This is a genomic window from Ruegeria sp. N11 (assembly GCF_056531525.1).
Window position 1 is genome coordinate 66,719 of record NZ_JBQFLX010000008.1, and the last position, 21,294, is coordinate 88,012.

22 protein-coding genes are annotated in these 21,294 nt (G+C 59.0%); 2 read left to right on the forward strand and 20 right to left on the reverse strand.

All coding sequences use genetic code 11. The features are described from left to right. The first annotated feature begins 16 nt into the window (after positions 1-16). Positions 17-718 carry a GntR family transcriptional regulator gene (locus ACR0J8_RS10275; RefSeq protein ID WP_480890001.1) on the forward strand — a complete coding sequence of 234 codons (702 nt, stop codon included), beginning with the start codon at positions 17-19 and terminating at the stop codon, positions 716-718. A 170-nt stretch (positions 719-888) separates the two neighbouring features. Here the strand turns inward: ACR0J8_RS10275 and ACR0J8_RS10280 are convergent, their stop codons facing one another. From ACR0J8_RS10280 to ACR0J8_RS10330, 11 genes are all read right to left on the reverse strand, one after another. Next, entirely contained in the window at positions 889-1,794 is a 906-nt protein-coding gene (locus ACR0J8_RS10280; RefSeq protein WP_480524532.1) for a LysR substrate-binding domain-containing protein, read from the reverse strand. Positions 1,795-1,864: 70 nt separating this feature from the next. Then, positions 1,865-3,208, reverse strand: a complete 1,344-nt coding sequence (locus tag ACR0J8_RS10285) for an MmgE/PrpD family protein (RefSeq protein WP_480524534.1) — start codon at positions 3,206-3,208, stop codon at positions 1,865-1,867. After that, positions 3,208-4,401, reverse strand: coding sequence for a pyridoxal phosphate-dependent aminotransferase (locus tag ACR0J8_RS10290; RefSeq protein WP_480890004.1), 1,194 nt, complete (start codon positions 4,399-4,401; stop codon positions 3,208-3,210). The genes ACR0J8_RS10285 and ACR0J8_RS10290 overlap by 1 nt, the downstream gene beginning before the upstream one ends. Continuing rightward, positions 4,398-6,038: a thiamine pyrophosphate-dependent enzyme gene (locus ACR0J8_RS10295; protein ID WP_480890007.1), complete on the reverse strand. Its 1,641-nt coding sequence runs from the start codon at positions 6,036-6,038 to the stop codon at positions 4,398-4,400. The genes ACR0J8_RS10290 and ACR0J8_RS10295 overlap by 4 nt, the downstream gene beginning before the upstream one ends. Positions 6,039-6,245: 207 nt before the next feature. Then, positions 6,246-7,298: a sn-glycerol-3-phosphate ABC transporter ATP-binding protein UgpC gene (locus ACR0J8_RS10300; protein ID WP_170679222.1), complete on the reverse strand. Its 1,053-nt coding sequence runs from the start codon at positions 7,296-7,298 to the stop codon at positions 6,246-6,248. After that, the gene (locus ACR0J8_RS10305) at positions 7,298-8,545 is read right to left on the reverse strand and encodes an MGH1-like glycoside hydrolase domain-containing protein (RefSeq protein ID WP_480492360.1); all 1,248 of its coding nucleotides are present in this window, start codon (positions 8,543-8,545) and stop codon (positions 7,298-7,300) included. The genes ACR0J8_RS10300 and ACR0J8_RS10305 overlap by 1 nt, the downstream gene beginning before the upstream one ends. 5 nt (positions 8,546-8,550) lie before the next feature. Continuing rightward, on the reverse strand, positions 8,551-9,759 hold the full coding sequence (locus tag ACR0J8_RS10310) for a carbohydrate ABC transporter permease (protein ID WP_480524539.1): 1,209 nt from the start codon (positions 9,757-9,759) through the stop codon (positions 8,551-8,553). Next, a complete protein-coding gene (locus tag ACR0J8_RS10315) occupies positions 9,759-10,994 on the reverse strand; it encodes a carbohydrate ABC transporter permease (protein WP_480524541.1) in 1,236 nt (411 codons plus the stop codon). The genes ACR0J8_RS10310 and ACR0J8_RS10315 overlap by 1 nt, the downstream gene beginning before the upstream one ends. Positions 10,995-11,062: 68 nt before the next feature. Then, complete coding sequence (locus ACR0J8_RS10320; RefSeq protein ID WP_480890009.1) at positions 11,063-12,424, reverse strand: ABC transporter substrate-binding protein; 1,362 nt, start codon at positions 12,422-12,424, stop codon at positions 11,063-11,065. A gap of 16 nt (positions 12,425-12,440) precedes the next feature. Further along, positions 12,441-13,577: a LacI family DNA-binding transcriptional regulator gene (locus ACR0J8_RS10325; RefSeq protein WP_480890012.1), complete on the reverse strand. Its 1,137-nt coding sequence runs from the start codon at positions 13,575-13,577 to the stop codon at positions 12,441-12,443. Positions 13,578-13,824: 247 nt separating this feature from the next. Beyond that, positions 13,825-14,694 (reverse strand): LysR family transcriptional regulator, encoded by an 870-nt coding sequence (locus ACR0J8_RS10330; RefSeq protein WP_480524547.1) that lies wholly within the window; start codon positions 14,692-14,694, stop codon positions 13,825-13,827. 254 nt (positions 14,695-14,948) lie between these two features. Between ACR0J8_RS10330 and ACR0J8_RS10335 the strand changes: the two genes are divergently transcribed. Continuing rightward, positions 14,949-15,137, forward strand: coding sequence for a hypothetical protein (locus ACR0J8_RS10335; protein WP_170614043.1), 189 nt, complete (start codon positions 14,949-14,951; stop codon positions 15,135-15,137). Between the two features lie 50 nt (positions 15,138-15,187). On the opposite strand, the gene ACR0J8_RS10340 is transcribed toward ACR0J8_RS10335, so the two are convergent. The 9 genes from ACR0J8_RS10340 to ACR0J8_RS10380 form a co-directional block, all read right to left on the reverse strand. Further along, on the reverse strand, positions 15,188-15,715 hold the full coding sequence (locus ACR0J8_RS10340) for a class I SAM-dependent methyltransferase (RefSeq protein WP_480890142.1): 528 nt from the start codon (positions 15,713-15,715) through the stop codon (positions 15,188-15,190). Positions 15,716-15,719: 4 nt separating this feature from the next. Beyond that, on the reverse strand, positions 15,720-16,001 hold the full coding sequence (locus ACR0J8_RS10345; protein WP_480890015.1) for a hypothetical protein: 282 nt from the start codon (positions 15,999-16,001) through the stop codon (positions 15,720-15,722). A 21-nt stretch (positions 16,002-16,022) separates the two neighbouring features. Continuing rightward, complete coding sequence (locus ACR0J8_RS10350; protein WP_480890018.1) at positions 16,023-16,766, reverse strand: class I SAM-dependent methyltransferase; 744 nt, start codon at positions 16,764-16,766, stop codon at positions 16,023-16,025. A gap of 53 nt (positions 16,767-16,819) precedes the next feature. Beyond that, positions 16,820-17,233: a RidA family protein gene (locus ACR0J8_RS10355; RefSeq protein ID WP_480524551.1), complete on the reverse strand. Its 414-nt coding sequence runs from the start codon at positions 17,231-17,233 to the stop codon at positions 16,820-16,822. 383 nt (positions 17,234-17,616) lie between these two features. Further along, on the reverse strand, positions 17,617-18,681 hold the full coding sequence (locus ACR0J8_RS10360; protein WP_480524553.1) for a 2Fe-2S iron-sulfur cluster-binding protein: 1,065 nt from the start codon (positions 18,679-18,681) through the stop codon (positions 17,617-17,619). Beyond that, positions 18,678-19,832 carry an aromatic ring-hydroxylating oxygenase subunit alpha gene (locus ACR0J8_RS10365; RefSeq protein ID WP_480890023.1) on the reverse strand — a complete coding sequence of 385 codons (1,155 nt, stop codon included), beginning with the start codon at positions 19,830-19,832 and terminating at the stop codon, positions 18,678-18,680. The genes ACR0J8_RS10360 and ACR0J8_RS10365 overlap by 4 nt, the downstream gene beginning before the upstream one ends. Before the next feature lie 28 nt (positions 19,833-19,860). Further along, entirely contained in the window at positions 19,861-20,106 is a 246-nt protein-coding gene (locus ACR0J8_RS10370; protein ID WP_480524557.1) for a hypothetical protein, read from the reverse strand. Then, complete coding sequence (locus ACR0J8_RS10375) at positions 20,103-20,696, reverse strand: TetR/AcrR family transcriptional regulator (RefSeq protein ID WP_480524559.1); 594 nt, start codon at positions 20,694-20,696, stop codon at positions 20,103-20,105. Before ACR0J8_RS10375 ends, ACR0J8_RS10370 begins: the two co-directional genes overlap by 4 nt. A 1-nt stretch (position 20,697) precedes the next feature. After that, entirely contained in the window at positions 20,698-21,144 is a 447-nt protein-coding gene (locus ACR0J8_RS10380; RefSeq protein ID WP_480524560.1) for a DUF2141 domain-containing protein, read from the reverse strand. Positions 21,145-21,294: the final 150 nt, after the last annotated feature.

Here is a 21,294-nt window from a genome sequence, read left to right on the forward strand (position 1 = left end):
ATATAGTGAGCAGAACTTGACCGAACAGAAAAACATAGGCTTTCAGGCGATCCGCGATGAAGTGCTGAACCGCATCCAAACGCGTGTCTGGCCGCAGGGCAGCCTGCTGCCGACCGAGCTGGAACTGGCGGCTGAGTTCGGCTGCGCCCGTGCAACGGTCAACCGGGCCCTGCGCGAACTGGCAGATCAGGGGATCGTCACCCGTAAACGCAAGGGCGGCACCCGCGTGGTCACCATGCCGGTCAAACAGGCAAAACTGCCCATCACCGTGGTTCGTCAGACCATCGAAGAGATGAATGCCGAATACCGTTATGCGCTTGTCAGCCGAACTGTCATTGCCTGCCCGGCGTGGCTGCAGGCCAAGTTGGGCCTGCCCGAGGCGGCGCAGGTCCTTCATCTGTCCTGTATGCACCACGCCGACAACCGCCCTTTCCAGTTCGAAGAGCGTTGGATCAATATCGACGCCGTGCCCCATGTTTCGAACGAAGATTTCCTGACCGTTGGCCCCAACGAATGGCTGCTGGCTGAAGTGCCATTTTCAAATGCGGAAATCGCATTCTCGGCCGTCCCCGCCACAGGCCCGTTGCAGGACTTTTTGTCCGTCCCGTCCGGAACACCGCTGTTCCAGCTGGAACGCACGACATGGTTTCAGAACGAACCCGTCACGTTCGTGCGTATGACATTCCATCAAGGCTATCAGATGCGCACAACCTATTGACCGCGGTCGCCCTCAGGCATTGTCTGGCAGTCGAAGAATACGGGTTTAGCCTCGTTGAAACAGGTTTTGGAAGAGACCAGCCTTCTAATGCCGATGCCTCAGGTTTCCGGAACAACACGCACAGATGCATTTCCCATCAATGAATTCATTTAAGCGCGAAACAGAACTACTTACCTGAGCAGGAATTCTCTGGCGCAAATGCGCAGCAGCCAGTTGCGGAACTGAGTGACCGCACGCGACCCGTCGGCGCGGTACGAGGTCACCAGGTAGTAGGCATTGCCGGTCGGAAGGCTCAGATCAAGGGGCGCAACCAACTGGCCCTTGCGCCGGCTTTCCTCACCAAAGGGGCGGCGGTCCATGGCCCAGCCCAGCCCGCTTTTTGCGGCCTGCAGTGCGTTCGAGCGATTGTCCATCTCGGCGACCGGTTTCCACGAAATCTCGCTCAGACCGGCTGCCGAAAACCACCGGCTCCATTCATTCGCGTGGTGGTGGCTGCTGATCAGCGGCTCGGACTGCATCTCTTCGGGCAGTGGAATGCTGCCTCTGGCCTCCAGATATTGGGGGGCGCAAACCGGCTGGATGATCTCATCGAACAGCTTGACGCAGCGTGCGTCTTGCGGGGGTTTGTCGGCAAAGACGATCGCCATGTCGATGTCACTACCTGCAAGGATGATTTCCTCGGGCATGGTGATGATTTTGACGGTCACGTTCGGCGCTGCCTCGCGCAGATTGGGCAGGTTCGGGATCAGCCACATGTTGGCCAGTGACTGGTACATATGGACCGACACGGTTTGCTCGCTCTTGTCGCCGGTATATTCGGCGAAGGCGGCATCAAGCGTGTCCAGGGCTTGGCGCAAGGGGCCGAACAGCGCTTTCCCTTCGTCTGTCAGTTCGACGCTCTGATGTGCTCCGCGCTTCAATAGGGTCGCGCCGACAAAGGTTTCGAGTGACCGGATCTGATGGCTCACGCCCGAGGCAGTGATATTGAGCTCGCGCGCGGCCTCGACGTTGCGCCCCAGCCGTACGACGGCTTCGAACGCGCGAATGGCGGCAAATGGCGGTATCTTGCGTGACATCTGATCATCCGGTTAAGGGCCAACGTGCGGACCCTAGAACAAATGATACGCTGCTCCCAGCCCTGTCCCCTTATACGGGAGCCGTGCACAGATCGAACAGATGCCGCAGGTCTTGTGCCGCCAGTTGATCGAACTGCGCGGACAGGTCGCGGATTTCTTCGGCTCGGGATTCCCCAAGAACCGGAGCGGCGAGCATGCGGAACTTTTGGGTGATCTGGTCGTCGCTGAGTGCCATGTCCGCGTCACCGCGCGGTGTGCGGGGCTCATCCACAATCTGCTGGCCGTTCCTGAGGATGATTGTCACCTGCGCCCAGCGTTTGTCGGTACTGATGCGGGTCATTTCCGGATCATCTATCAGCTTGATGGTGCGGCTTACGCGCATGATATCGGGGTCGCGTAGGGCTTCGGCGCTCAATTCGTCGACGCCCACCTGACCGCGCACGAGCATCGCGGCGACGGGAAAGGCGATTGCATAGGCGAACTCATCCTGAGTTTGCGGTTCGTGGCCGGCCAGCCGTGTTGCATAGTGGAAGGTGCGGATTTCGACGCTGTCCACCTGTTCGTGGGTGAAGCCGTGTTTCTGCATCATGTCGTGTACGGAATCGAGCGAGGGATGGGCCCAGCGGCAGCATGGATAGGCCTTGTAATGCGTATGGTCGACCAGCCGCCAGCCGATGCCCAGATCGGCCCAGAATTCCGCGCCGTCTTCGCCCTCGCAGGTCAGCGCCGGGGCACCGGTGAACCCTTCCATTGCCAGGTAAGCCGCCGTCACCCCCGAGGGCGCGCCCCAACCGACGCCATCGCGAACCATGGTGGGATGGTCGATGCAGCGCATCATCTGGCTGCGGGGGCCATGGTATTCCCCGATCCCCGCGGCCTGCCGGATCTGTTCCGCGTTACCACCCAGCAATTTGACTCCGGCGGCGGCGACCCCAACGGCGGTCCACGCCCCCGAGGTGTGATAATCAGCGCAGGTTGCGTGTTGCACCAACCCGGCACGGTAGGAGACTTCGTATGCGGTGGCGAGGATTTCGGCAAAGCGCCTGCCGTCGATCTGATTGCCGCTGGCCTGTGCCATTGCGATCATCGCCGGGAACACGGCTGAACCCGCATGACCTTTGCAAGGGGTGGTGCCGTCATGGGCGTCGATGCTGTCCACGGTGAATGCGCCGGCCATCGCGGCCCCGACAGGGCTGACCGAGCGGCCATCCATCAGAATCCTCGCCGAACCGGATGTGCCCACCCCGAATATCATCGGTGCAACGCGGCGTGCGACACCCGACATTTCGGTGGTCACGCCCACGGCCGCCACGCCGATCGTGTCGACGAAGGACCGGCGCAGCGTCCACAGGACTGCTTCGGGCAGATCATCATAACGCAGATTGGCGGCGAACTGGTCGAATTTGTGTCCCATCAGCTCAGCAAGCCCACGGCGGATTTCATACGCTTCAAACCTTCCGATATGTTGTTTTCAGACGTTGCGATTGACATACGAAAGAACGGATCACATGAAAATCCGGGCCCGGGGACCACGACGACCCCATGTTCCAGAAAATAGGCCGCCAGTTCGGTCGAGCTGGTCAGTATCTTACCCATGGGCGTCCGGCGTCCAAGCAGTCCGCCGCAATCGGGCATCAAGTAGAACGCGCCGCCGGGGCTCTGTGTTTGCAGCCCTTCGATTTCGGCCATCCCGGTCAAAGCCTGATCGCGGCGCTTCCGGTAGATGGCGCACCAGTCTTTCAGGAATTCTTGCGGCCCGGTCAGAGCCGCCACCGTCGCCGCCTGACTGATCGAGCACGGACCGCCATTGGTCTGGCTGAACAGGCTGCGAATTCCGTTGGTCCACCATTCGGGCCCACCGGCAAACCCGATGCGCCAGCCCGTCATGGCGTAGGATTTCGACACGCCGTTCACTGTCAGTATCCGCTGCTGCAGGTCCGGCGCGACAGCAGCCAGTGTCGCGAATTCTGCGCCATCGAAAATGATGTGTTCGTACAGATCGTCCGAGATCACATTGACCTGCGGATGGCGTCTGAGGACCACGGCCAGCGCCTCCAACTCGGTGGCCGAATACACGGCTCCGGTCGGATTGGAGGGTGAGCAGATCATCATCAGCCGCGTCCGGGGTGTGATTGCCGTTTCAAAAACTTCGGGCGTCAGTTTGAAGCAGCTGTCTGCAGTGTCGACCAAAACCGGCGTTCCGCCCACGGCCTGCACCATACCCAAGTGAGAGGCCCAGAGTGGCACAGGCAGGATCATCTCGTCCCCTGGGTTCAGGACCGCCTGAATGGCGGTTGCCAGCAACGGCTTCGCGCCTGAACAGACGATGATTTCTTTTGCCGAGAAGGTCAGGTTGTTGTCGCGGCGGAACTTTTCGATCACGGCCGCCTTGACGGCTCCGTTTCCGTCGGTCGGGGTGTACCGGGTGTCGCCCGCCCGAATGGCGGCAATCCCGGCCTCGCAAATATGGGCGGGTGTGTCGAAATCCGGTTCGCCCACGGAAAAGTCGATCAGATCGGCCCCGGCCTGCCGCATTTCGAAGGCTTTGTTGAAGACACCGATGATCGGTGATGCGGGCAGCGCGTCGACCAGTCGGGACAGCATCATGATGCCTCCGCCAGATCGGTCAGGGTCAGATTGGGGCCAAGACTGTCGGGGCCAACAAGAATATGGATGACGGCGGCTTTGCCGGATGCCATTGCGCGTTCCAGCGCGGGTGCGAAATCGGCGGTCGTCTCAACCCGCTCGCCATGTGCGCCATAGCCTTGCGCGACGACCGCGAAATCGGGGTTTGTCAGTGAAGTGCCCGAAATACGCCCGGGATGCTTTCGCTCCTGATTGGTGCGACTGGTGCCGTACATGCCGTTGTCAACGATGATGAATATAGGATCGAGCCCATATTGAATTGCCGTCGCCAACTCTTGCCCGTTCATCAGAAAATCACCATCCCCGGCGACGTAGACGGCCGGTGCATAGGGGCGCGCCACCTTGGCGGCGACCGCCGCCGGAACGCCCATTCCCATCGCGCCGGAAATCGGGGCCAGAGCGCCCAGAAACTGACGGTAGTCGAAATGGATGTTGGGCCAGTCGGCCGCGTTGCCCGCACCGGTGGTCATCGTAGTTTCCCGAGGCAAAGTGGAGTTCAGCACGCACATCACTTCGGCCATGTCGACCGGGCCGCGTTGGACAGGCAGGGCCCGCATCGCCTGGTAATCGGCACGCGCGCGGGCAGGCGAGTGGCGTTTTGCGACCGGCAGCAAGGCCAGGGATTTTGCAGCTTCGTTCGGGTCGGCCAGAATGGGCAGGTCGGCCTGATAGAGCCGTCCCAGATCCTCGGGGCCCGGCAGGATGTGCACAAGCTTGCAATCCGGTTGGGGCGATTGGATGAGGCTGAATTTCAGTGTGGTCCCGTCATTCAGGCGCGCGCCCAGTGCGATCACCAGATCAGCAGATGTCGCGTATTCATTTGGCATCGGATTGCCGCCAAAACCCAGATTCCCGATAAAATTGGGGTGGTCATGCGGAAACAGACCCTGGCGGCGGAACCCTGCGGCAACCGGAAGCCCGTGGTCTTCGACAAAGCGGATCGCGGCTGCATGCCCCTCTTCGGTCCAGCAGGTGCCGCCTAACAGCAGCAGCGGGCGCTCGGCTTCGGCCAGAAGCGCGGACACCTGTTCCAGATCGGCCGGTGTGGGTGCGGGAGGGGTCAGTTTGACCTTTGGCAGATCTGCGGCGTCGGTCAGTTCGGCCAGCATATCCTCGGGCAGGGCCAGCGCCACCGGGCCGGGCCGTCCCGAAAGGGCGGTGCGAAAGGCGCGGTTCACATATTCCGGGATGCGGGCGGGATCGTCGATTTCGGCCACCCATTTCACCATATGGCCCAGAAACCGACGGTAATCGACCTCCTGAAACGCCTCCTTGTCGCGATGAGTGCGCGGGATCTGACCGATCAGCAGGATCAGCGGAGTCGAGCCCTGTTGCGCAGTATGCACCCCGATGGAGGCATTGGTCACCCCGGGGCCCCGTGTCACGAAACAGACCCCGGGCTTGCCTGTGGCGTCCGAATACGCCGCCGCCATGAAGGCCGCGCCGCCCTCTTGCCGTGTCGTGTAGTACTTTAGTGTGTTCGAGCAATCATGCAGCGCATCCAGGGCCGCTAGGTAACTTTCACCGGGGACACCGAAAATGGCCTCAACACCGTTGACCCGCAGCATGTCGATCAAAACCTGTCCGCCTGTCCGCATCACATTGCCTCCTGTTTCAGAGTCCATGTTTTTCAGTCGGAAGCAAAGATCGAAACTGAATTCTTCACGCCGGGATTGAGGTAAATTCATCCCGAAGGGGCGCCCGGAAAAACATCCAGGCCGTGCGACGTGCAAACGGGCGGCGCATGCCTACTTCGGGCCATGTCACGGGTGCAATTGTGTCGACCTTAGCCTTTAGAATCCCATTTACACATCAACGCGTTGATCCTCGACATCGAAGAAATGCAGGAATTCTGGTGCAAGGTGCAACCCAACCGTTGCGCCAGGCTGCAATTCGGTATCACCGGTGATGCGGACTGTAACTTTGTCTTCGCCACCACAATCGAGGATCAGGAATGTGTCTGCGCCAAGATACTCAATAACCTCGATAACGCCATCACACTGACCTGCACCTTGTGCTACGACCTTAATATGTTCGGGGCGGATGCCCAACCGTGTCGCGGCTACAGCCCGATCATAGGTTCCACTGCCACCCCCCGAAAGGCGGTAAGAACCATTGTCGGTCGTGCACGGCAGGATGTTCATTTTCGGGCTGCCGATGAATTGGGCTACGAACAGGTTCGCTGGATGCTCATATAATTCGCGCGGAGTGCCGACCTGGGCGATATGACCGTATTCCAGCACGACGATCCGGTCTGCCAGCGTCATCGCCTCGACCTGATCGTGCGTGACGTAGATCATGGTACGTTTCAGGTTCTGGTGCAGTTTGGCGATCTCGTAGCGCATTTCGACGCGCAACGCGGCGTCGAGGTTCGAAAGAGGTTCGTCAAACAGGAATGCGGTGGGGTCACGCACGATTGAGCGGCCGATAGCGACACGCTGGCGCTGACCACCTGAAAGGTCCTTAGGCCTGCGTTCCAGAAATGGCGTCAGTTTCAGCACCTCCGCAGCCTTGCTGACCTGGGCGTCGATGTCTGTTTTTGGGGCACCGGCAACCTTCAGCGAAAACCCCATATTCTCGGCCACGGTCAGATGGGGGTAAAGGGCGTAGGATTGAAACACCATGGTTAGACCGCGTTTCGAAGGCGGGTGATCGGTGACGTCGTTGTCGTTGATCAGAATTGCGCCGCGCGAAGTATCTTCAAGGCCGCCGATCATACGCAACAGGGTGGATTTACCGCAGCCCGATGGGCCTACGAACACGATGAACTCACCTTCGTCTATGTCAAGGTCAATGCCCTTGATGACCTGAACGTTACCAAACCACTTTTCGACCGCGTTGAGCTTGATGCTGCCCATCAGTTCCTCCCTGCCCAGATCAGCCAAACGGCGGCTGTCCATGTAAACGAATTCCCGCCCGCGGGACTGCCGGTATTGGGATCGAAGTATTCAGCAAACCCGAAATTGGAAATCAACGCGGCGGTTTTGGCGCGCAGGTCTTCCGCTTCGGCCTCATGGCCCATTTCGGCAAGGCCAATGCCGATCATCATGTTCATGATCGCCCAGGTTGGTCCGCGCCAGTATCGGCGGGGATCGAATTTCGGGCTTTCTGTGTCGTGGCTGGGAATAGGGTGCGGGACCGTTTTCTGAACTTTTCGGAGCCTTTCCAGCATTTCGGGTGACTCGATGCCGGCAAACCAGCACATGAAGGAAGCGTTCGAGATACTGTTCGCCCAGTCGCCGCTATGGGCATCGCGCGAGTCAAAAGACCCCAGATCGGCATTCCACAGCGACCGCGCGCCCTCCTCCAGCCGGGCGATGTCGTTGCTCAAGCCGTCGGTTTCCAGACCGAGTTCGGTGCCTACGGCCAACAGATCGCGGGCCGCGCGTAAGGTGGTGAAGGTCATTGTCGGGTCCGCCACGCGGAACGGATTCTTGCGGAGTAAGGTCTTCTGATCCCATCCGGCTTGGCGTCCGATCTGAACCAGCTTGATGTACCGGTCATAGTCGAACTTGGTGGGCCGGTCGTCGCTGTTGACGTGGCTTGTGTCCCGGCGGACATATTCGCCCACGTCCGAGGCATCCATACGTGCCATCGCCTTGTCCCAGTCCGGGGCGTTGTCGCGGCCCGCCTCCCAGGGGTGGGTGGTGCAGACAGCCCCCAGATCGTCCAGCCGCCATTTCATGATCCAACGGTGCCAGGCCAGCATGGCGGCGAAAAGGGGGCGAATACGAACTTCGCCCAGTGTCCGGTCCTTGTCCCAGATAAGGCGCGCCATGGTGGCCGCAATGGGTGGCTGGATGATGCCCGACGACGGGATCGGGCCGTTGCACCCCCAGACATCCGGACCGGGGAAATACCCAGGATCGGGTTTGTGAAACAGGATATGCGGGACCATCCCGTCAGCCCATTGTCCCGAGAACAGCGTCTCAAGCTCAATCCAGGCGCGATCTATGTCAAATTCGGCAAACCCAAGCGCGGCGATCGCGCTGTCCCAGTTCCATTGATACGGATACAGCCCTTCGGTCGGGATGGTGTAGCCTCCCCGGTCATTGGCGATCAGGATATTGCGCGCCTCGCGGTCGGGGTTCGTATGTTGGTTCATCTGTGTCATCCTTTGACGGACCCCGCAGTCAGGCCCTTGCTCATGAAACGTTCAAGCCCCAGGAACAGCGCCATGATCGGGACAGTGGCGATGACGGCACCGGCCATCAGGTGCTGACGGGGAATTTCTGAGGAATTCAGCATCGTGACCCCTCGGGTCAGGGTGAATTTTGACGGATCGTCCAGCAGCATGAAGGCCAGCAGGAACTCGTTCCAGGCGATCATGAAGACGTAAAGCGAGACCGACGCCAGAGCCGGCAGGCTGAGCGGAAGGGTGATCTTCCAGATCACCGACAGGCGTGACAACCCATCCATCAAACCGGCTTCCTCGACCTCGGTCGGCAAGCCGCGAAAATAGCCTTGCAGCATGTAGAGCGCGACCGGGATCGTCGTCACCGGATAGATCATGACAATGCCAAGGATCGAATTGCGCAAGCCGGTCAGAGAGAATGCGATATAGATCGGCAGCGCCAGTACGATCATCGGGACCATGTAGATCAACAGGATCGATCGTGAGAACGCCTTTTGCCCCTTGAACCGGAACCGCGCAACAGCGTAGGCCCCGGGGACGCTGAAGGCCAGCGTAATGAATACCGTGAGGACCGAGACGTAGAAGGACGTCCACAAATAGGTGCCGAAATTGAAGTCACGGAACAGCTCGGTATAACTGCGGAAAAGCGCGGTGCCCTGGCTCAGGTCGATTGAGAAATCCAGCGGATTTTGCAGCAACGCCTGCTGGGATTTAAGGCTGGTCATCACCATGACGTAAAACGGGATGACCACGATCGCCGTGAAGAAAATATAACCGAAGCCGGTGCAGAACCGGATTACCGCATCCTCGAATTCGTGCCGGGTCAGCTCTCCGAACGGGGTTTCCCTGAGAATTGCAGCCAACGAGACGTGAATTACGGCGGCCATTGCCAGAACAGTAACCAGGACTGCCTGCACCGACGTGTCCGGGCCGATCAGAACGGGGCCAAACCCGGTCAGGCCGGACAGGCCCAGCATGGCCGATATACCCAGGCGGGCCGGTGCATGGTGCGCCGGGAACCGGATGTAGATCCATCCTGCCAGCGCACCCCAGATCAGGCAGAGCAGTATCTGGGGACGAAATGCCGCCCCGGTGGAAAACGACATGGTGACGGCAACGGTTGTCGCGATGACAACCAGCCAAAGCGCGCCCAGAATTGGGCCGGTTATATACCCTTTGCGCATCACAGACCCTCCTCACGGCTAATGAAGCGGAAGAAGACAAAGCTGAAGGCAATCAGGCACACCAGGATCACCACCGCCACCGCCGCACCGGCGCCGATGTTCGATATTGCAAAAGCCTGTTCATAGACATTCACGGTCAGCGTGCGAGTGCCCGCATTGCCGCCGGTCAGCAGGAAGATGTCATCGAATTTGTTGAACGTCCAAATGAAGCGCAGCAGGAACAGCACTGACAGGATACCCAGCAGTTGCGGGATGCTCAGCAACCAGAATTTCTGGAATGGCGAAGCCCCGTCCATATCCGCCGCTTCATACATGCTGGAGTCGATAGATTGCATCCGGGCGAGGATGAACAGGAAGGACAGAGGGAAATAGCGCCAGATCTCAAACACTGTGACCATGATCAGGGCCAATGGGCGTTCACCGAAGAAGTTGATGGGATCGCTGGTCAGTCCCATCTGCACCAGCAACGCGTTGGCGGAACCTGAGAATGGGTCGAACAGCGTGACCCATGTGAAGGCGACCGCAATCACCGGGGCAACGTAAGGGAACAGGTAGAGGCCTCGGATGATGCCCTGCCCCCTGAAGCTTTTGTTCAGCAGCAGGGCCGCAAAGAGGCCCATGACCAGCGCACCGATTGTGCCGAATACAGTATAGAACAGAGTGACCCACAGAACGCCCCAGAATTCTTTCCCGTCAAAGACGCGGGCAAAGTTTTCGAGGCTGAATTCAAGGCTGGTCAGTACATTCGGCCCGCTGCCGGTGACTTTCGGCTCTGATCCCTCGACCGCATCCTCGACCGCATCCGGGTCGCCGTCGAATGTGACCGGGATGCGGATACGCTCACGCTGTCCACCCTGCAAGGTGCCGAAATCGCAATACAAATCCTGCCCGTCCAGAGCACATGGCGCAACGACTTCTCCGGCGGTCACCCCGTCCGGAAGAACATCGGCCAGGGTCACGCCTTCGATCGCGATCTCCTGGCTGGAGTTGCGCAAGCGGTATTCGATCCGCAGATCGTCGCCCGATCCGCGCAGACTTTCACGGACAACCGGCGCGGGTGGGCGCAGGTCGGACAGGGTAAATGGCTTGAAGCTGATCCAGATGATTGCCAGCAACGGCAGGATCACGACAAGCGACACACTGATCACGGTCGGAGCCAGCAGAGCCCAGGCCATACGCGCCTCGCGTTTGGCAAGTGCCCCGGTTCCGGTCGGTGGGGTTACCGAAGAAGACATGGAAGACCTCGGAGAGGGTTGGGTGCAGCGGCGCGCACGCCGCTGCGGTTTCCGATTGAGAGACGGTTCTACTGAACTTTGGCCAGTTCGTCGTTCATGGCCGCAACGGCCTCGGCAGCGTCGATTTCATCGTCGATATACTGACGAACGACACGGTTGATGGCCTGCGAGTTGATCATTTTTGATGCCAGGGACAACTGCCCCTCGGTCACGCCCCAGCGTTGTGCGACGTCAAGACCACCGACGATTTCGTCGATCATCGCCTGATCATAAAGCTCACCCAAGGGTGCCTTGCGATCCACCCCGACCGGCAATTCGGCCCAAGCTTCTGCAAAGGCCGTCGGATTTTCGGCATTGCCGCGGCGGACCGGGAACTTGCCCTCAGGCGCGATTGCCAGCGTCTGAGTATAGCCGTCATCCATGGCGTATTTCACGAATTCCATGGCTGCATCGGTGTCCGCGTCGCTGGTGATGCCGAAATACCGGACGTCACCCCAGGCCGCGCCATCCGGATTGGAGGGGCCGGACAATTTGGTCACGATACCTGTCTTGCCCGCCAGATCACGCGAGGTCGGGTCGTCGCTGATGGTCGGCGGAGCGCTATCGCGCAGACCGGCCAGCTCGTCCAGAATGAAAGGCGACCAGATGATCATTGCCGCTTTGCCGTCAAAATAAAGCTCGCGCGATTGCTTCCAGTACAACTCTCCCGGAGGTGAGGCTTTGGAAATCGCCTTGTAGAAGTCCAGAACTTCGGTGGTTTTGGCTTCGTCCAGTGGTTGGAAGCCATCCGGACCAACCGGGCTGACGCCATTGGCGAGGAAAACATGCTCCAGAACCTGGCTCATGAAGTTCTCATCAACTTTGGTGGCGGACACGAACCCGTACATCTCGGGCGGATTGTGCAGTTTTTCCAATGCCGCCTGAATATCGGCAAAGGAATCCGGGGCTTCGAGACCGTTCTCCTCGAACAGGTCCTTGCGATAGACGACCATCTGGGTCCAGCCGTCTACAGGCACCGATGCGGTTTCATCGTTGAACGCGGCCATGGCGATGGCTCCGGGTGCGAATGTATCCGCGCCCAGTTCTTCGATCACTTCGGATGCGGCTTCGGTGTCAAGAATGCCAGCTTCTGCCCATGGCAGGGCATATTGCAGGGTGTGATAAATTACGTCCGGCAGGTCGCCTGCTGCAAAAGCCGCGGTTGCGCGCGTGCCCAGATCGCTTTCCGTCACCGGGATCACCTCGACGGTCGTGCCTGTATCGGCTTTGAACTGATCAGCCATTTCCTGCTGTTTTGCCAGGCGTTCGGGCTGTTCTTCCGTGGTCCAGAAGCGAATGGTATCGGCTTGCGCCGACAGCGCTGACAAGGTCAGTGCAAGGGATGTGCCAAGCAATAGCCTGGCCGTACGGGTTGCGATGCGAATAGTCATTTGGTTCCTCCCCGGATTATTCGACATGTATGGAAATCTTTTGCGCCAGTTCTTCTGGAGAACAGGTGGGCGGCCCGTCTGAAGCGCGCTCAACCAACGTGGCCTCACCCAACTCGCGCAGCGTATCTGCGATTTCGCCCCTGATCTGACGGATCAGCAGTGTCACAAGCCTGTGCCCGGCCTGGCCGGAATCCACGTTGAAGGTGGTCAATGCCGGGTGGGCATGCTGGCTTTCGGGAATACCGTCATATGCAATGACCGAGACATCCCGACCAACCTGCAGGTTTAAATCAGCGGTCACGGTATAAAAGCCCAATGCAGCAAGATCAGTGGCAAAAACGATCGCTGTGGGCGGGCGGTTCAGCCGCATCAGCGCGCGGCCCTGCACGGCCCCTTCCTCTCGGGTTCGGGCACCGTCGCGCACGAGTTCAGGATCATAGGGCAGACCTGCGATGCCCAGCCCCTCGACAAACCCGTCCCGACGCAGGTGACTGTAGTTGAATTTGAGATCGCTGCCGACATAGCCGATCCGCGTATGGCCGTGCCCGGCCAGCCTCAGGACTGCGTTACGCATTGCGCTTTCGCCGGAAATGTCGAACCAGGATGTACCTTCGGGCGGGTTCGAGCGTCCGTAACCGGTTCGTCCATATAGAATATGCGGCACGCCAAGATGGCGCAGAAGACGAACACGAGAATCATTCACGGCGGTCCGAGGCAGGATGAAGCCGTCGGCCTTGCGCTCCTCGACCAAACGGCTCAGGACTTTCAGCGTGTCCTGCTCGGATTTGGCGGTCGAGATTGTCATGGTCCAGTCAAAACCGCTGGCGGCCTCGCACGCACCGGCAAGAAATTCCTGAAGGAACGGATTGTGCCCGTCCGGCTCTTCACTGTTGAGAACCATGGCGATGGCGCGAACACGTCCGGTTCGGATTGCCTGTGCATGGCTCAATGGACGGTAACCGAGCTTTCGCGCGGCGTTTTCCACCCTTTTTCGCGTTGTTTCGGCGATATCGGAATAGCCGTTCAGTGCGCGGGAAACGGTGCTTTTTGACAGCCCCAGATGTTCGGCCAGTTCGTCGATTTTGACGCGACCCGCCGCCGGGGGCGTCGCCCCGTTGTTTCTTGCCTTGGAAGTGGACGGATTCGCGTTCATGTGCTCAGGTTCAGTTCCGAAACCGGTTTCGGCAACAGTTTTGTGTGTGTTTTTTTGGATCGAGCCAAACCCGGATCCGCCGACTACTGACCTAGGTGCCAACTTAGATGCTGAATTGCTGGCAACTCCGTCGCTCTGGACAGGCACAGGCTTCCCCGGCGCAAATCCGGCCTGATCACATACGAAACCATCGGGGCGATGTCCGTGGCGGTAGTCGCAAGTGGCCGATCAAGCCCGCAGGGCGATCTTATCCGTTGTGCGATGCAAGACCCAACGAACTCGCGGCAGCGCGAAGCTCTGATGCGGCCTGGGCTGGCAGCCCATCCCCCTCGCTTTCGTCGAAAACCGCGTAGGCGGCATATGCGAACCGGGGGGCCGCCTTGACCAGCTTAAGCCACCCGCCTTCAAGTTCCGGTTCGATCACGCGTTTCGGAAAATAACCGGCGGCGGGAATTGAGCGCAGGTATTGAAGGCCGAGGGTTCCGATCCCCAACTGAAGACGTGGCGTATTAAGCTCGGGAAAGTTCAGCAAATGGTCAGCCCGGAATTCCGGGCCCCAATCTATCAGGATGTAGGCGTTGCCGAGATTGGCTGGCAGGGCATCCGGGCCGCTGGTGACCAGTACAAACTCATCTTCGAAAAGTTGCACCGCAGAAAGCCCTGACACGCTTCGCGGCTCGTACATTATTGCAAGGTCCAGGCCGCCCTCTTCAATTTCGCGGGTCAGGGTTGCGGAAGACGCGGCTGACGCTTTGATGGCAACATCGGGCATCAATGTCATCAACTTGGGCAGGGCGTCGGTCAAATAGCCGTCCCATAAGCTCGGCGCCGCACCGATCGCCAGCGCGGCTTTCATCGCTGCCGGAAGGCTTGCATCCAGCTTTGCCTGTGTCCAGGTGCGTACCAGAACCTGAGCGTGTTTGAGGAAATGCCGCCCCGCGGGCGTCAGGGTCGCGCCGGATTTGCCACGTTCAAAAACGGATTGGCCTAGCTGCTGCTCGAGAGTCCGAATCCTCATGCTCACGGTCGACTGTGTGACATGCACCTTGTTTGCGGCATCGAAAAAGGTGCCCGTCTCAACGACCGCCAGGAACGTGCGAGCAAGTTCAATATCCATGAGCCACCTATTTGATTGCTCGATATTATCCGTGATAAAAATTCGTTTTTCACTAAAATGAGGCCGTGCCATATTTAATGTGTAGCGCGAAAGTGCCCCTGCCATATCGGATCACCAATCAACACTTCTAATTTCGTATTGCAGCACCCAAGCTGAGGAACCAATGAAGTCTGATACCCGAAGAAATTTCACCGGCACCGGAGCGCTACACCAACCTTGCAATGGGTAGTTGCCCATATCTGACGGAGACTAAAATGGGTCGAGATTCTGTTGTGTCACTGCTCTCGTCGCTGTTTGCCCGGCTTGTGTTCCCCATGCCCGCTGATCTGGATATGGACGGTGACGGCCTGGCCTCTCTGGCGGAGCTTCAGACGAAGTATCCTGCAGTCCCTGATGAGTTCTTTCTGGAATTCGGCCCGGATGCAGATGGCTTTGTCAGTTGAGTCGAACAATCATTAAGTGCGAGGGAACCGATCCGAACTTCGGCCGTCTGCTATCCGGCGACCGCTTCGAACAAAAGCGCCTTTTGCGGCATGATCAGGAACTCGCCGTCGCGAAAGTGAGTGACCGCCTTTAGTATCTCTGAAGCAACAACGTTGGTGGCTTCCTCTCCCGCCGCGCGAAGCGCCTTTTCGTTCGGAGTTGATAACAGTTCTTCTCGCATGGCTTGCGCGTCGCAGCGCAGTTTTCGGTCGACGGAAATGGTCTTCGGTGCGGCAACGTTGAAACCAGCGGCTCCAATCAATTCGCGAACTTCATCGGCGTCGTTCCATGTGAAGGGTTGAACAGCCGTTGTGGCGGCCGTGTCACCAATATGGACTTTCAGCACATCGGCAACGACCGCAAAAAAGGGCGGGATCGCTTTCCAGCATGTCACGACAACCAGCGCGTCTGGCTTTACGATCCTCCTGATCTCGGCCAGGGCTGCGGGTTTGTCAGGAAAAAACTGCAAACCATGTTGGCAAAACGCCAGATCGACTGCCCCATCTTTCAAGGGCATCGACTGGGCAGGTGCCTCGATCCATTCAAATCGGTGCGGGCCGTCCGGCGTGTTTGCGCGGGCAACCTAGATCATGGCCGGGTTCAGATCGCATCCGACAATACGAGCGGGTGTGGTCAGCCGTTTGGCCACGGCGCGGGCCATGACCCCCCGTTCCGCAGGCCACGTCGAGCACGGTTTTTGCGGGGGTCAGCGAAATGGCATTCAGCGTGGCTTCTGCCATCGGGCCGAAAATGGCCGGGACGCGTTGTTTCTCGTATGTTTCCGTTGCAGAGGTCGAAAGATGAAAGGTGTTGTCTTGCGACATTGGATTGCCGTCCGAAGTTTACTAGGCGCGAGTATTGGTTGCCTTGACGGCCCAGGCGCGGGCCGGCAGCACGATCTCGTTCTCACCCAGATCAGTCTTTAATCTGCCTTTCAATTCGGCCTGTTGTTTCCGAGCGAGCTTTGCGAGGTAGCCCGGAGCCGGTCCAGCCCCTCGTGTGAACGGGTCCCAGAACGATTCGAAGTCGGAAAAGCGGGTGTCGCGCTGGATGGGTGCCACATCACATTGCAGGCCCGCAGCCCTGCAAAGCTCGGTCAGCCCGTCGGGCGTGCATTGAGGAAACCGGGCCGCCTCGTCCAAACTGGCCGCGTTTTCATCAATCGATGCCGCAGCTTTCCAGAAAGTACTGATGAAACCGATGCCGCCGCCCGGATAGTCCCAGACATAGAAGCAAACAGTGCCTCCCGGCCTGACTACGCGCATCATTTCCTGCAGACCCGCAGTTGCATCGGGGAAAAAATTGACGGCCAGGCCAGACGTCGCGATGTCGAACATCCCGGTCTCGGCAGGCAGATCTTCCGCACCGCCGACGGCAAACCGAGCACGATCATCTGCCGAGTTTTCGCGGGCGAAGGCGACGAAACCGTCCGACGGATCAACGCCGAGCACGGATTTCGGGCGACAGTGGTCCAGAATGGTTGCGGAAAGCGCGCCGGTTCCGCATCCGACATCTATCCAGTCGGCGTCAGGCGAAGGTGCCAGCCAATCCAGGAAATCGCGGGCGATCTGACGGCTCCACCGGCCCATGTAATGTTCGTAGGCATCACCGGCGGCCCAGCTGTCGAATTTCGCAGATATGGTTATGCCGGTGCACCGCCTGTGTCTTCGGGGATCACGGCATCCACTTCGATTTCGACCAGCCATTCCGGGTTCACGAAGCGTTCAATCGCCATGATCGTGTCCACCGGCCGGGAGTCCCTGCAATAGTGTTTCCGCGCCTCGATCGCGTCCTTCCAGTTGTCGATATCCGTCAGGATCACGCGGGTGCGGACAATGTCCTGCAAGCCGGATCCGGCGTCTTCGAGGGCCGCCTTGATGATTTCGAAACACTGTCTGGTCTGCGTATAGACATCGCCGATGCCGACCGTTTTACCGTTTGCATCGACCGGCGCAGTTCCCCCGACGGCGATGAACGATCCGACCCGAACAGCACGGCTGAACCCAACGATCTCTTCCATCGGGTTGCCGTTCGAAACGAGTTGCCGTCCCTTCATTACTGGTTCCCCCAAATTGATGCGCTAGTGTAGAGAATTCTTTTTTTCTTGTCTCAGAAATAATCGACCCGGCAACCTGCGGGGACAGTTCTGTTTGACGGTCTTGGGGCAAGGCATTCCAAGTGCGATTCACACAGATCCGGGCTTGAAAAAGCAAGCCGCCAGGGCATTCACGTGGCCAGTGTTATCTTATCGTTTGGCCTTGGCCACTTGGCCTGACAAGGGAGGGCTTTTGGCACAAAGGAAGACACACCGCCATAATGGGCAGGCCGCTCCATCGACGGCCCTGCCCGCCCCGGCACAGGCCATTCGTGCCGCAGGTGAAGTCTGGTAGATGGTGCAACGGGTTGCGCAGAACGACTCACCTTTTGCTCATAATGCGATCAGTCATAGCTGAGCGATAGGGTGTCCGTCTGCGGCAGCGACTGGCACGTCAGGATCGCCCCTTTTGCAATGTCTGCGTCTTCCAGCGCCATTCGCGCGCGCATGTGGACATCGCCTTTTGCCAGCTTGGCACGGCAGGCACCACAAACCCCGGACTGGCAGGAAAAGGGCGGTTTCAGTCCTGCGGATTTTGCCGCTTCGAGAACCGTTTGGCCGCTGGCCACGTCGACCGAATGCCTGACGCCGCCCAACGTGATCTCTGCCTTGGCAGCCAGACCTTCGACAGTGGTGTCAATCTCTGCCGCGCCGCCATAGCTTTCCATGTGGATGCGATTGGCAGGAACATCCAGCGACATCAGCGATGCTTTCACGGCCTTGTTCATGCCGCCGGGTCCGCAGACGTAATACTGCGCGTCCTGTGCATAGGGCGGGTTTTCGGCAATCAGCGCCTCGATCGCGGGTTCGTCGATGATACCTCTGCGCCAATACTCGGCCGAGGACCAGAAACCGGGTTGGGAAAAGACATGGTGAATGGTCATCCGATCCGGATTGGCTTCCCACAGGGCGTTCAGCTCGTCCAACAACAGGACAGAGTGCTCGTTGTTGTTACCATAAGCCAGATGCGCGAAGGAATTGGGCTCGGCCGCCATGACTGAACTGAGCATTGCGTAAAGCGGGGTGATGCCTGAACCTGCGCCAAAAAAGTAATGGGTACGCCGCGCTGTCGCTCCGGGGTCCAGGAAAAACCCGCCGAAAGGTGGCATCACATCAATCACATCGCCCTTGTTCACAGTGTCATTGACGTGGTTGCTGACGAGGCCGTTCCGGACACGCTTTACGGTGATCCGCAGGGGATCACTCGTGAACGGAGACGAGGAGATTGAATAGCTGCGCCTTTGCTCCTCTCCGTTCACCACGAAGCGGAACGACAGGTGCTGACCGGGCCGCCAGACGAAGGTTTCGCGCAGGGCGTCGGGCACGTCGAACATGACTGTCTTGGCCTGGCCGCCGATTTCCTCGCGGGTATCGAGAACGGTCAGCGGGTGGAAGTTTCGCTGGTTCATTTGGCTTCCCCCAACCATTCGAGAACGACTTTCTGATGCTGCACGACCGGGGTTTCACCAACCGATGCGGGACCGGTTTCGAAATAGGGCGATTTCATCGATTTCTGCTGCTGTTCACATGCGTAGATGTCTTCCCCCGTGAAGTCGCCCGCGACCATCGGGTCATCCTCGCTCATGGCGTCATGGGCTTCGTACTTGCCGCTCAGGCCAAACTTGGTCCAGAAATTCGAGGATTTCATCGACTGCTTGGCAAACTCCCAGCCGGAACTGTTGGACACCCGCCCCCGGTTGGACACTCGCGTCAGTTCGGGGCCGAGCGGCTCAATGATGAAGATGTTCCAACCGTCCTCGGAGCCAGCCAACCCAATCCCCGGGAACAGCATCGGCACCCATGCGCCAGTCATGTCCTCGGGGATCACACGCGGGGCAATCAGCTTGCTTTCCTGATCCTTCAGAAAGTCTTCGACCGGGGGTTCCCAGAACATGTAATGGGGGCCTTCCCAGTGGTACTTCGCGGCCTTGTGGTCGTACATTTGCAGCGTGTTCGAATGCAGGTGGCTCAGGTGGTAGACGTCGATGTAGTTTTCGACGACCACCTTCCAGTTGGCCTTGATCTCGTAGCTGTTGTTCAGGTCTTCATATTCGACCAGTTCCTCGGGTACGTGCGGGCCAATATGCTGTTCCACCGGCCCGAACCATTCAGCGATAGAGGGCGCGTCCGGGTCAGGATGCACAAATATCATCGATTTCCAGATGTCGACCCTGGCGGGTTTCAGACCCAGGCAGGATTTATCTACCTTGCCGAATTCCTCTTGTTCTTCGGGCACCGAGATCAGGTTGCCTTCAAGGTCATAGGTCCAGTCGTGATACGGGCATGTCAGCGCCTTTTGCGTCTTGCCGACGGCCCGGATCAGTTGCGTGCCGCGGTGACGGCAAATGTTATGAAACGCGCGCAGGCGCCTGTCGCGGCCCATTACCACGAAAATGTTGTTCAGCCCGGCCTGAACGGTGATGTACTGGCCGGGTTCGCTGACATCCTCCATGAACCCGGCATAACGCCAGGTTTTTGAAAAGATCTCGCGCATTTCGCGATCGAACCATTCTTGCGAGGTGTAGGCCTCGACAGGCAGCAGGTGAAGCATTCGGGTCATTCGGGTGTTCCCAAGATTGGTGTGAGCCCTAGCCGGGCAGAAAATCGGCGGTTATCAGCAAGATACCGAAAACGACCCAGGCAACTTGGATCAACCAGTACAGAACAGGGTCTTCGTCCCGCGTTACTTCAGACAACAAAAACGCATAGCCCGTGCGGTAACTCTGGACTGTCCAAAACAGGAACAGCAGCCCCCAGAGCGATTGATAGCCAAGCACTGTTGCAGTCATCAGCACGGCGAAAGCGATGTAGTTGAGTGGACGCATCTGGATCATGAGCGGCTTTCCAATCCTTCCAGCAGGTTGCCCGCGAGGGATTGTGCAGCTTGCGGCCACTCCTGCGGCATGTTCAACGGCGCCAGAGACGCCACATTCAGATATAGCGCAACGATGCCATGGGCCGCGACAGCGATCGCGTGATGGTCGGCTTGCGGATGGTCCTTGCTCAAAATACCTGCAATCGCGGCCTCGAACCCCAGAAGGGAGTCTAGGCAGGCGGCGCGCAGGTCCGCATCTTCTGCGGCACGCGCTGTCAGTGCCGCAAACGCCAACACCATGTCCGGGGTCGATTCCATCGTGTCGGAAAACAGAAGCTCGACCAGACCCGGCCCTGCGCCATCTTCCGGAAGCGCGGCCAACAGCGCTTCGGTCTGTTCGGCAAAGCTGCGCAGGACATGGTCCTGCAACGCCATGATCATTTCGTCCCGATTGCCCAGATGGTGTCGGATCAGTGGCCGGGTCAGCCCCGCATCGTCCGCGATTTGCGCAAGCGAGGCGCCTTCAAGCCCGAAACGTGCCACGCAACGCACCAGTGCGTTCATCACCTGTGCATAGCGTTCGTCTCGGTTTGATGGGCGTCCGGCCACGTCAGTTCCAGTACTTCAGCTGCAATGTCGAATTGGCCGTCGCGCCAGTGGCGACAGCCGCATCCTCGAATTTCGGCGGCAAGCCCCGTCGCCCCATGCCGGAAAACGCATATCCTTCGGTCGGTACTTCGCCTTTCATGTCCAGATCGCTGTCCAGGTCTTCGTCGTGCATCGCGGCGAAGGCATAGGTGCCAGCCGGAAGGTTGTGAAACGTGACCGACACCGTCGCACCGGCTGCGGGGACCTGGGCCATCGCGATCGCCGTGGCCACGTCCATCGTCTCAAAGCCCGCGGCCTGATCGAAGGCCGCCACGATCACTGCGCCATTGCCATTCCGCAACCCGTCGACAGTCACCGAAAGCGGTGCGGTTTCGGGCGATTGCGCAATGGCTGCGACTGCGGTGGCTGCAGCAAGGGCCGCCACTGAGACAAGTTTGAAAGGTTGCATCGGGTCACCATAAGTTGTCAACTGTGACAGTATTTAGGGCGACTTCCTTTTATTGTCAACGGTGACAGGTTATTATTTTGGAACGCCAAACTTCAACGCATCCGGGCGGCCTCAGCCGATGCTGTGCAGTGCTCTGCCATTCGTTCGGGA

Excerpts from the sequence above, each read along its gene's own strand:
- ACR0J8_RS10280 (WP_480524532.1), bottom strand. The coding sequence starts at position 1,794 with ATGTCACGCAAGATACCGCCATTTGCCGCCATTCGCGCGTTCGAAGCC.
- ACR0J8_RS10285 (WP_480524534.1), bottom strand. The coding sequence starts at position 3,208 with ATGGGACACAAATTCGACCAGTTCGCCGCCAATCTGCGTTATGATGAT.
- ACR0J8_RS10290 (WP_480890004.1), bottom strand. The coding sequence starts at position 4,401 with ATGATGCTGTCCCGACTGGTCGACGCGCTGCCCGCATCACCGATCATC.
- ACR0J8_RS10295 (WP_480890007.1), bottom strand. The coding sequence starts at position 6,038 with ATGCGGACAGGCGGACAGGTTTTGATCGACATGCTGCGGGTCAACGGT.
- ACR0J8_RS10300 (WP_170679222.1), bottom strand. The coding sequence starts at position 7,298 with ATGGGCAGCATCAAGCTCAACGCGGTCGAAAAGTGGTTTGGTAACGTT.
- ACR0J8_RS10305 (WP_480492360.1), bottom strand. The coding sequence starts at position 8,545 with ATGAACCAACATACGAACCCCGACCGCGAGGCGCGCAATATCCTGATC.
- ACR0J8_RS10310 (WP_480524539.1), bottom strand. The coding sequence starts at position 9,759 with ATGCGCAAAGGGTATATAACCGGCCCAATTCTGGGCGCGCTTTGGCTG.
- ACR0J8_RS10315 (WP_480524541.1), bottom strand. The coding sequence starts at position 10,994 with ATGTCTTCTTCGGTAACCCCACCGACCGGAACCGGGGCACTTGCCAAA.
- ACR0J8_RS10320 (WP_480890009.1), bottom strand. The coding sequence starts at position 12,424 with ATGACTATTCGCATCGCAACCCGTACGGCCAGGCTATTGCTTGGCACA.
- ACR0J8_RS10325 (WP_480890012.1), bottom strand. The coding sequence starts at position 13,577 with ATGAACGCGAATCCGTCCACTTCCAAGGCAAGAAACAACGGGGCGACG.
- ACR0J8_RS10330 (WP_480524547.1), bottom strand. The coding sequence starts at position 14,694 with ATGGATATTGAACTTGCTCGCACGTTCCTGGCGGTCGTTGAGACGGGC.
- ACR0J8_RS10335 (WP_170614043.1), top strand. The coding sequence starts at position 14,949 with ATGGGTCGAGATTCTGTTGTGTCACTGCTCTCGTCGCTGTTTGCCCGG.
- ACR0J8_RS10345 (WP_480890015.1), bottom strand. The coding sequence starts at position 16,001 with ATGTCGCAAGACAACACCTTTCATCTTTCGACCTCTGCAACGGAAACA.
- ACR0J8_RS10350 (WP_480890018.1), bottom strand. The coding sequence starts at position 16,766 with ATGGGCCGGTGGAGCCGTCAGATCGCCCGCGATTTCCTGGATTGGCTG.
- ACR0J8_RS10355 (WP_480524551.1), bottom strand. The coding sequence starts at position 17,233 with ATGAAGGGACGGCAACTCGTTTCGAACGGCAACCCGATGGAAGAGATC.
- ACR0J8_RS10360 (WP_480524553.1), bottom strand. The coding sequence starts at position 18,681 with ATGAACCAGCGAAACTTCCACCCGCTGACCGTTCTCGATACCCGCGAG.
- ACR0J8_RS10365 (WP_480890023.1), bottom strand. The coding sequence starts at position 19,832 with ATGACCCGAATGCTTCACCTGCTGCCTGTCGAGGCCTACACCTCGCAA.
- ACR0J8_RS10370 (WP_480524557.1), bottom strand. The coding sequence starts at position 20,106 with ATGATCCAGATGCGTCCACTCAACTACATCGCTTTCGCCGTGCTGATG.
- ACR0J8_RS10380 (WP_480524560.1), bottom strand. The coding sequence starts at position 21,144 with ATGCAACCTTTCAAACTTGTCTCAGTGGCGGCCCTTGCTGCAGCCACC.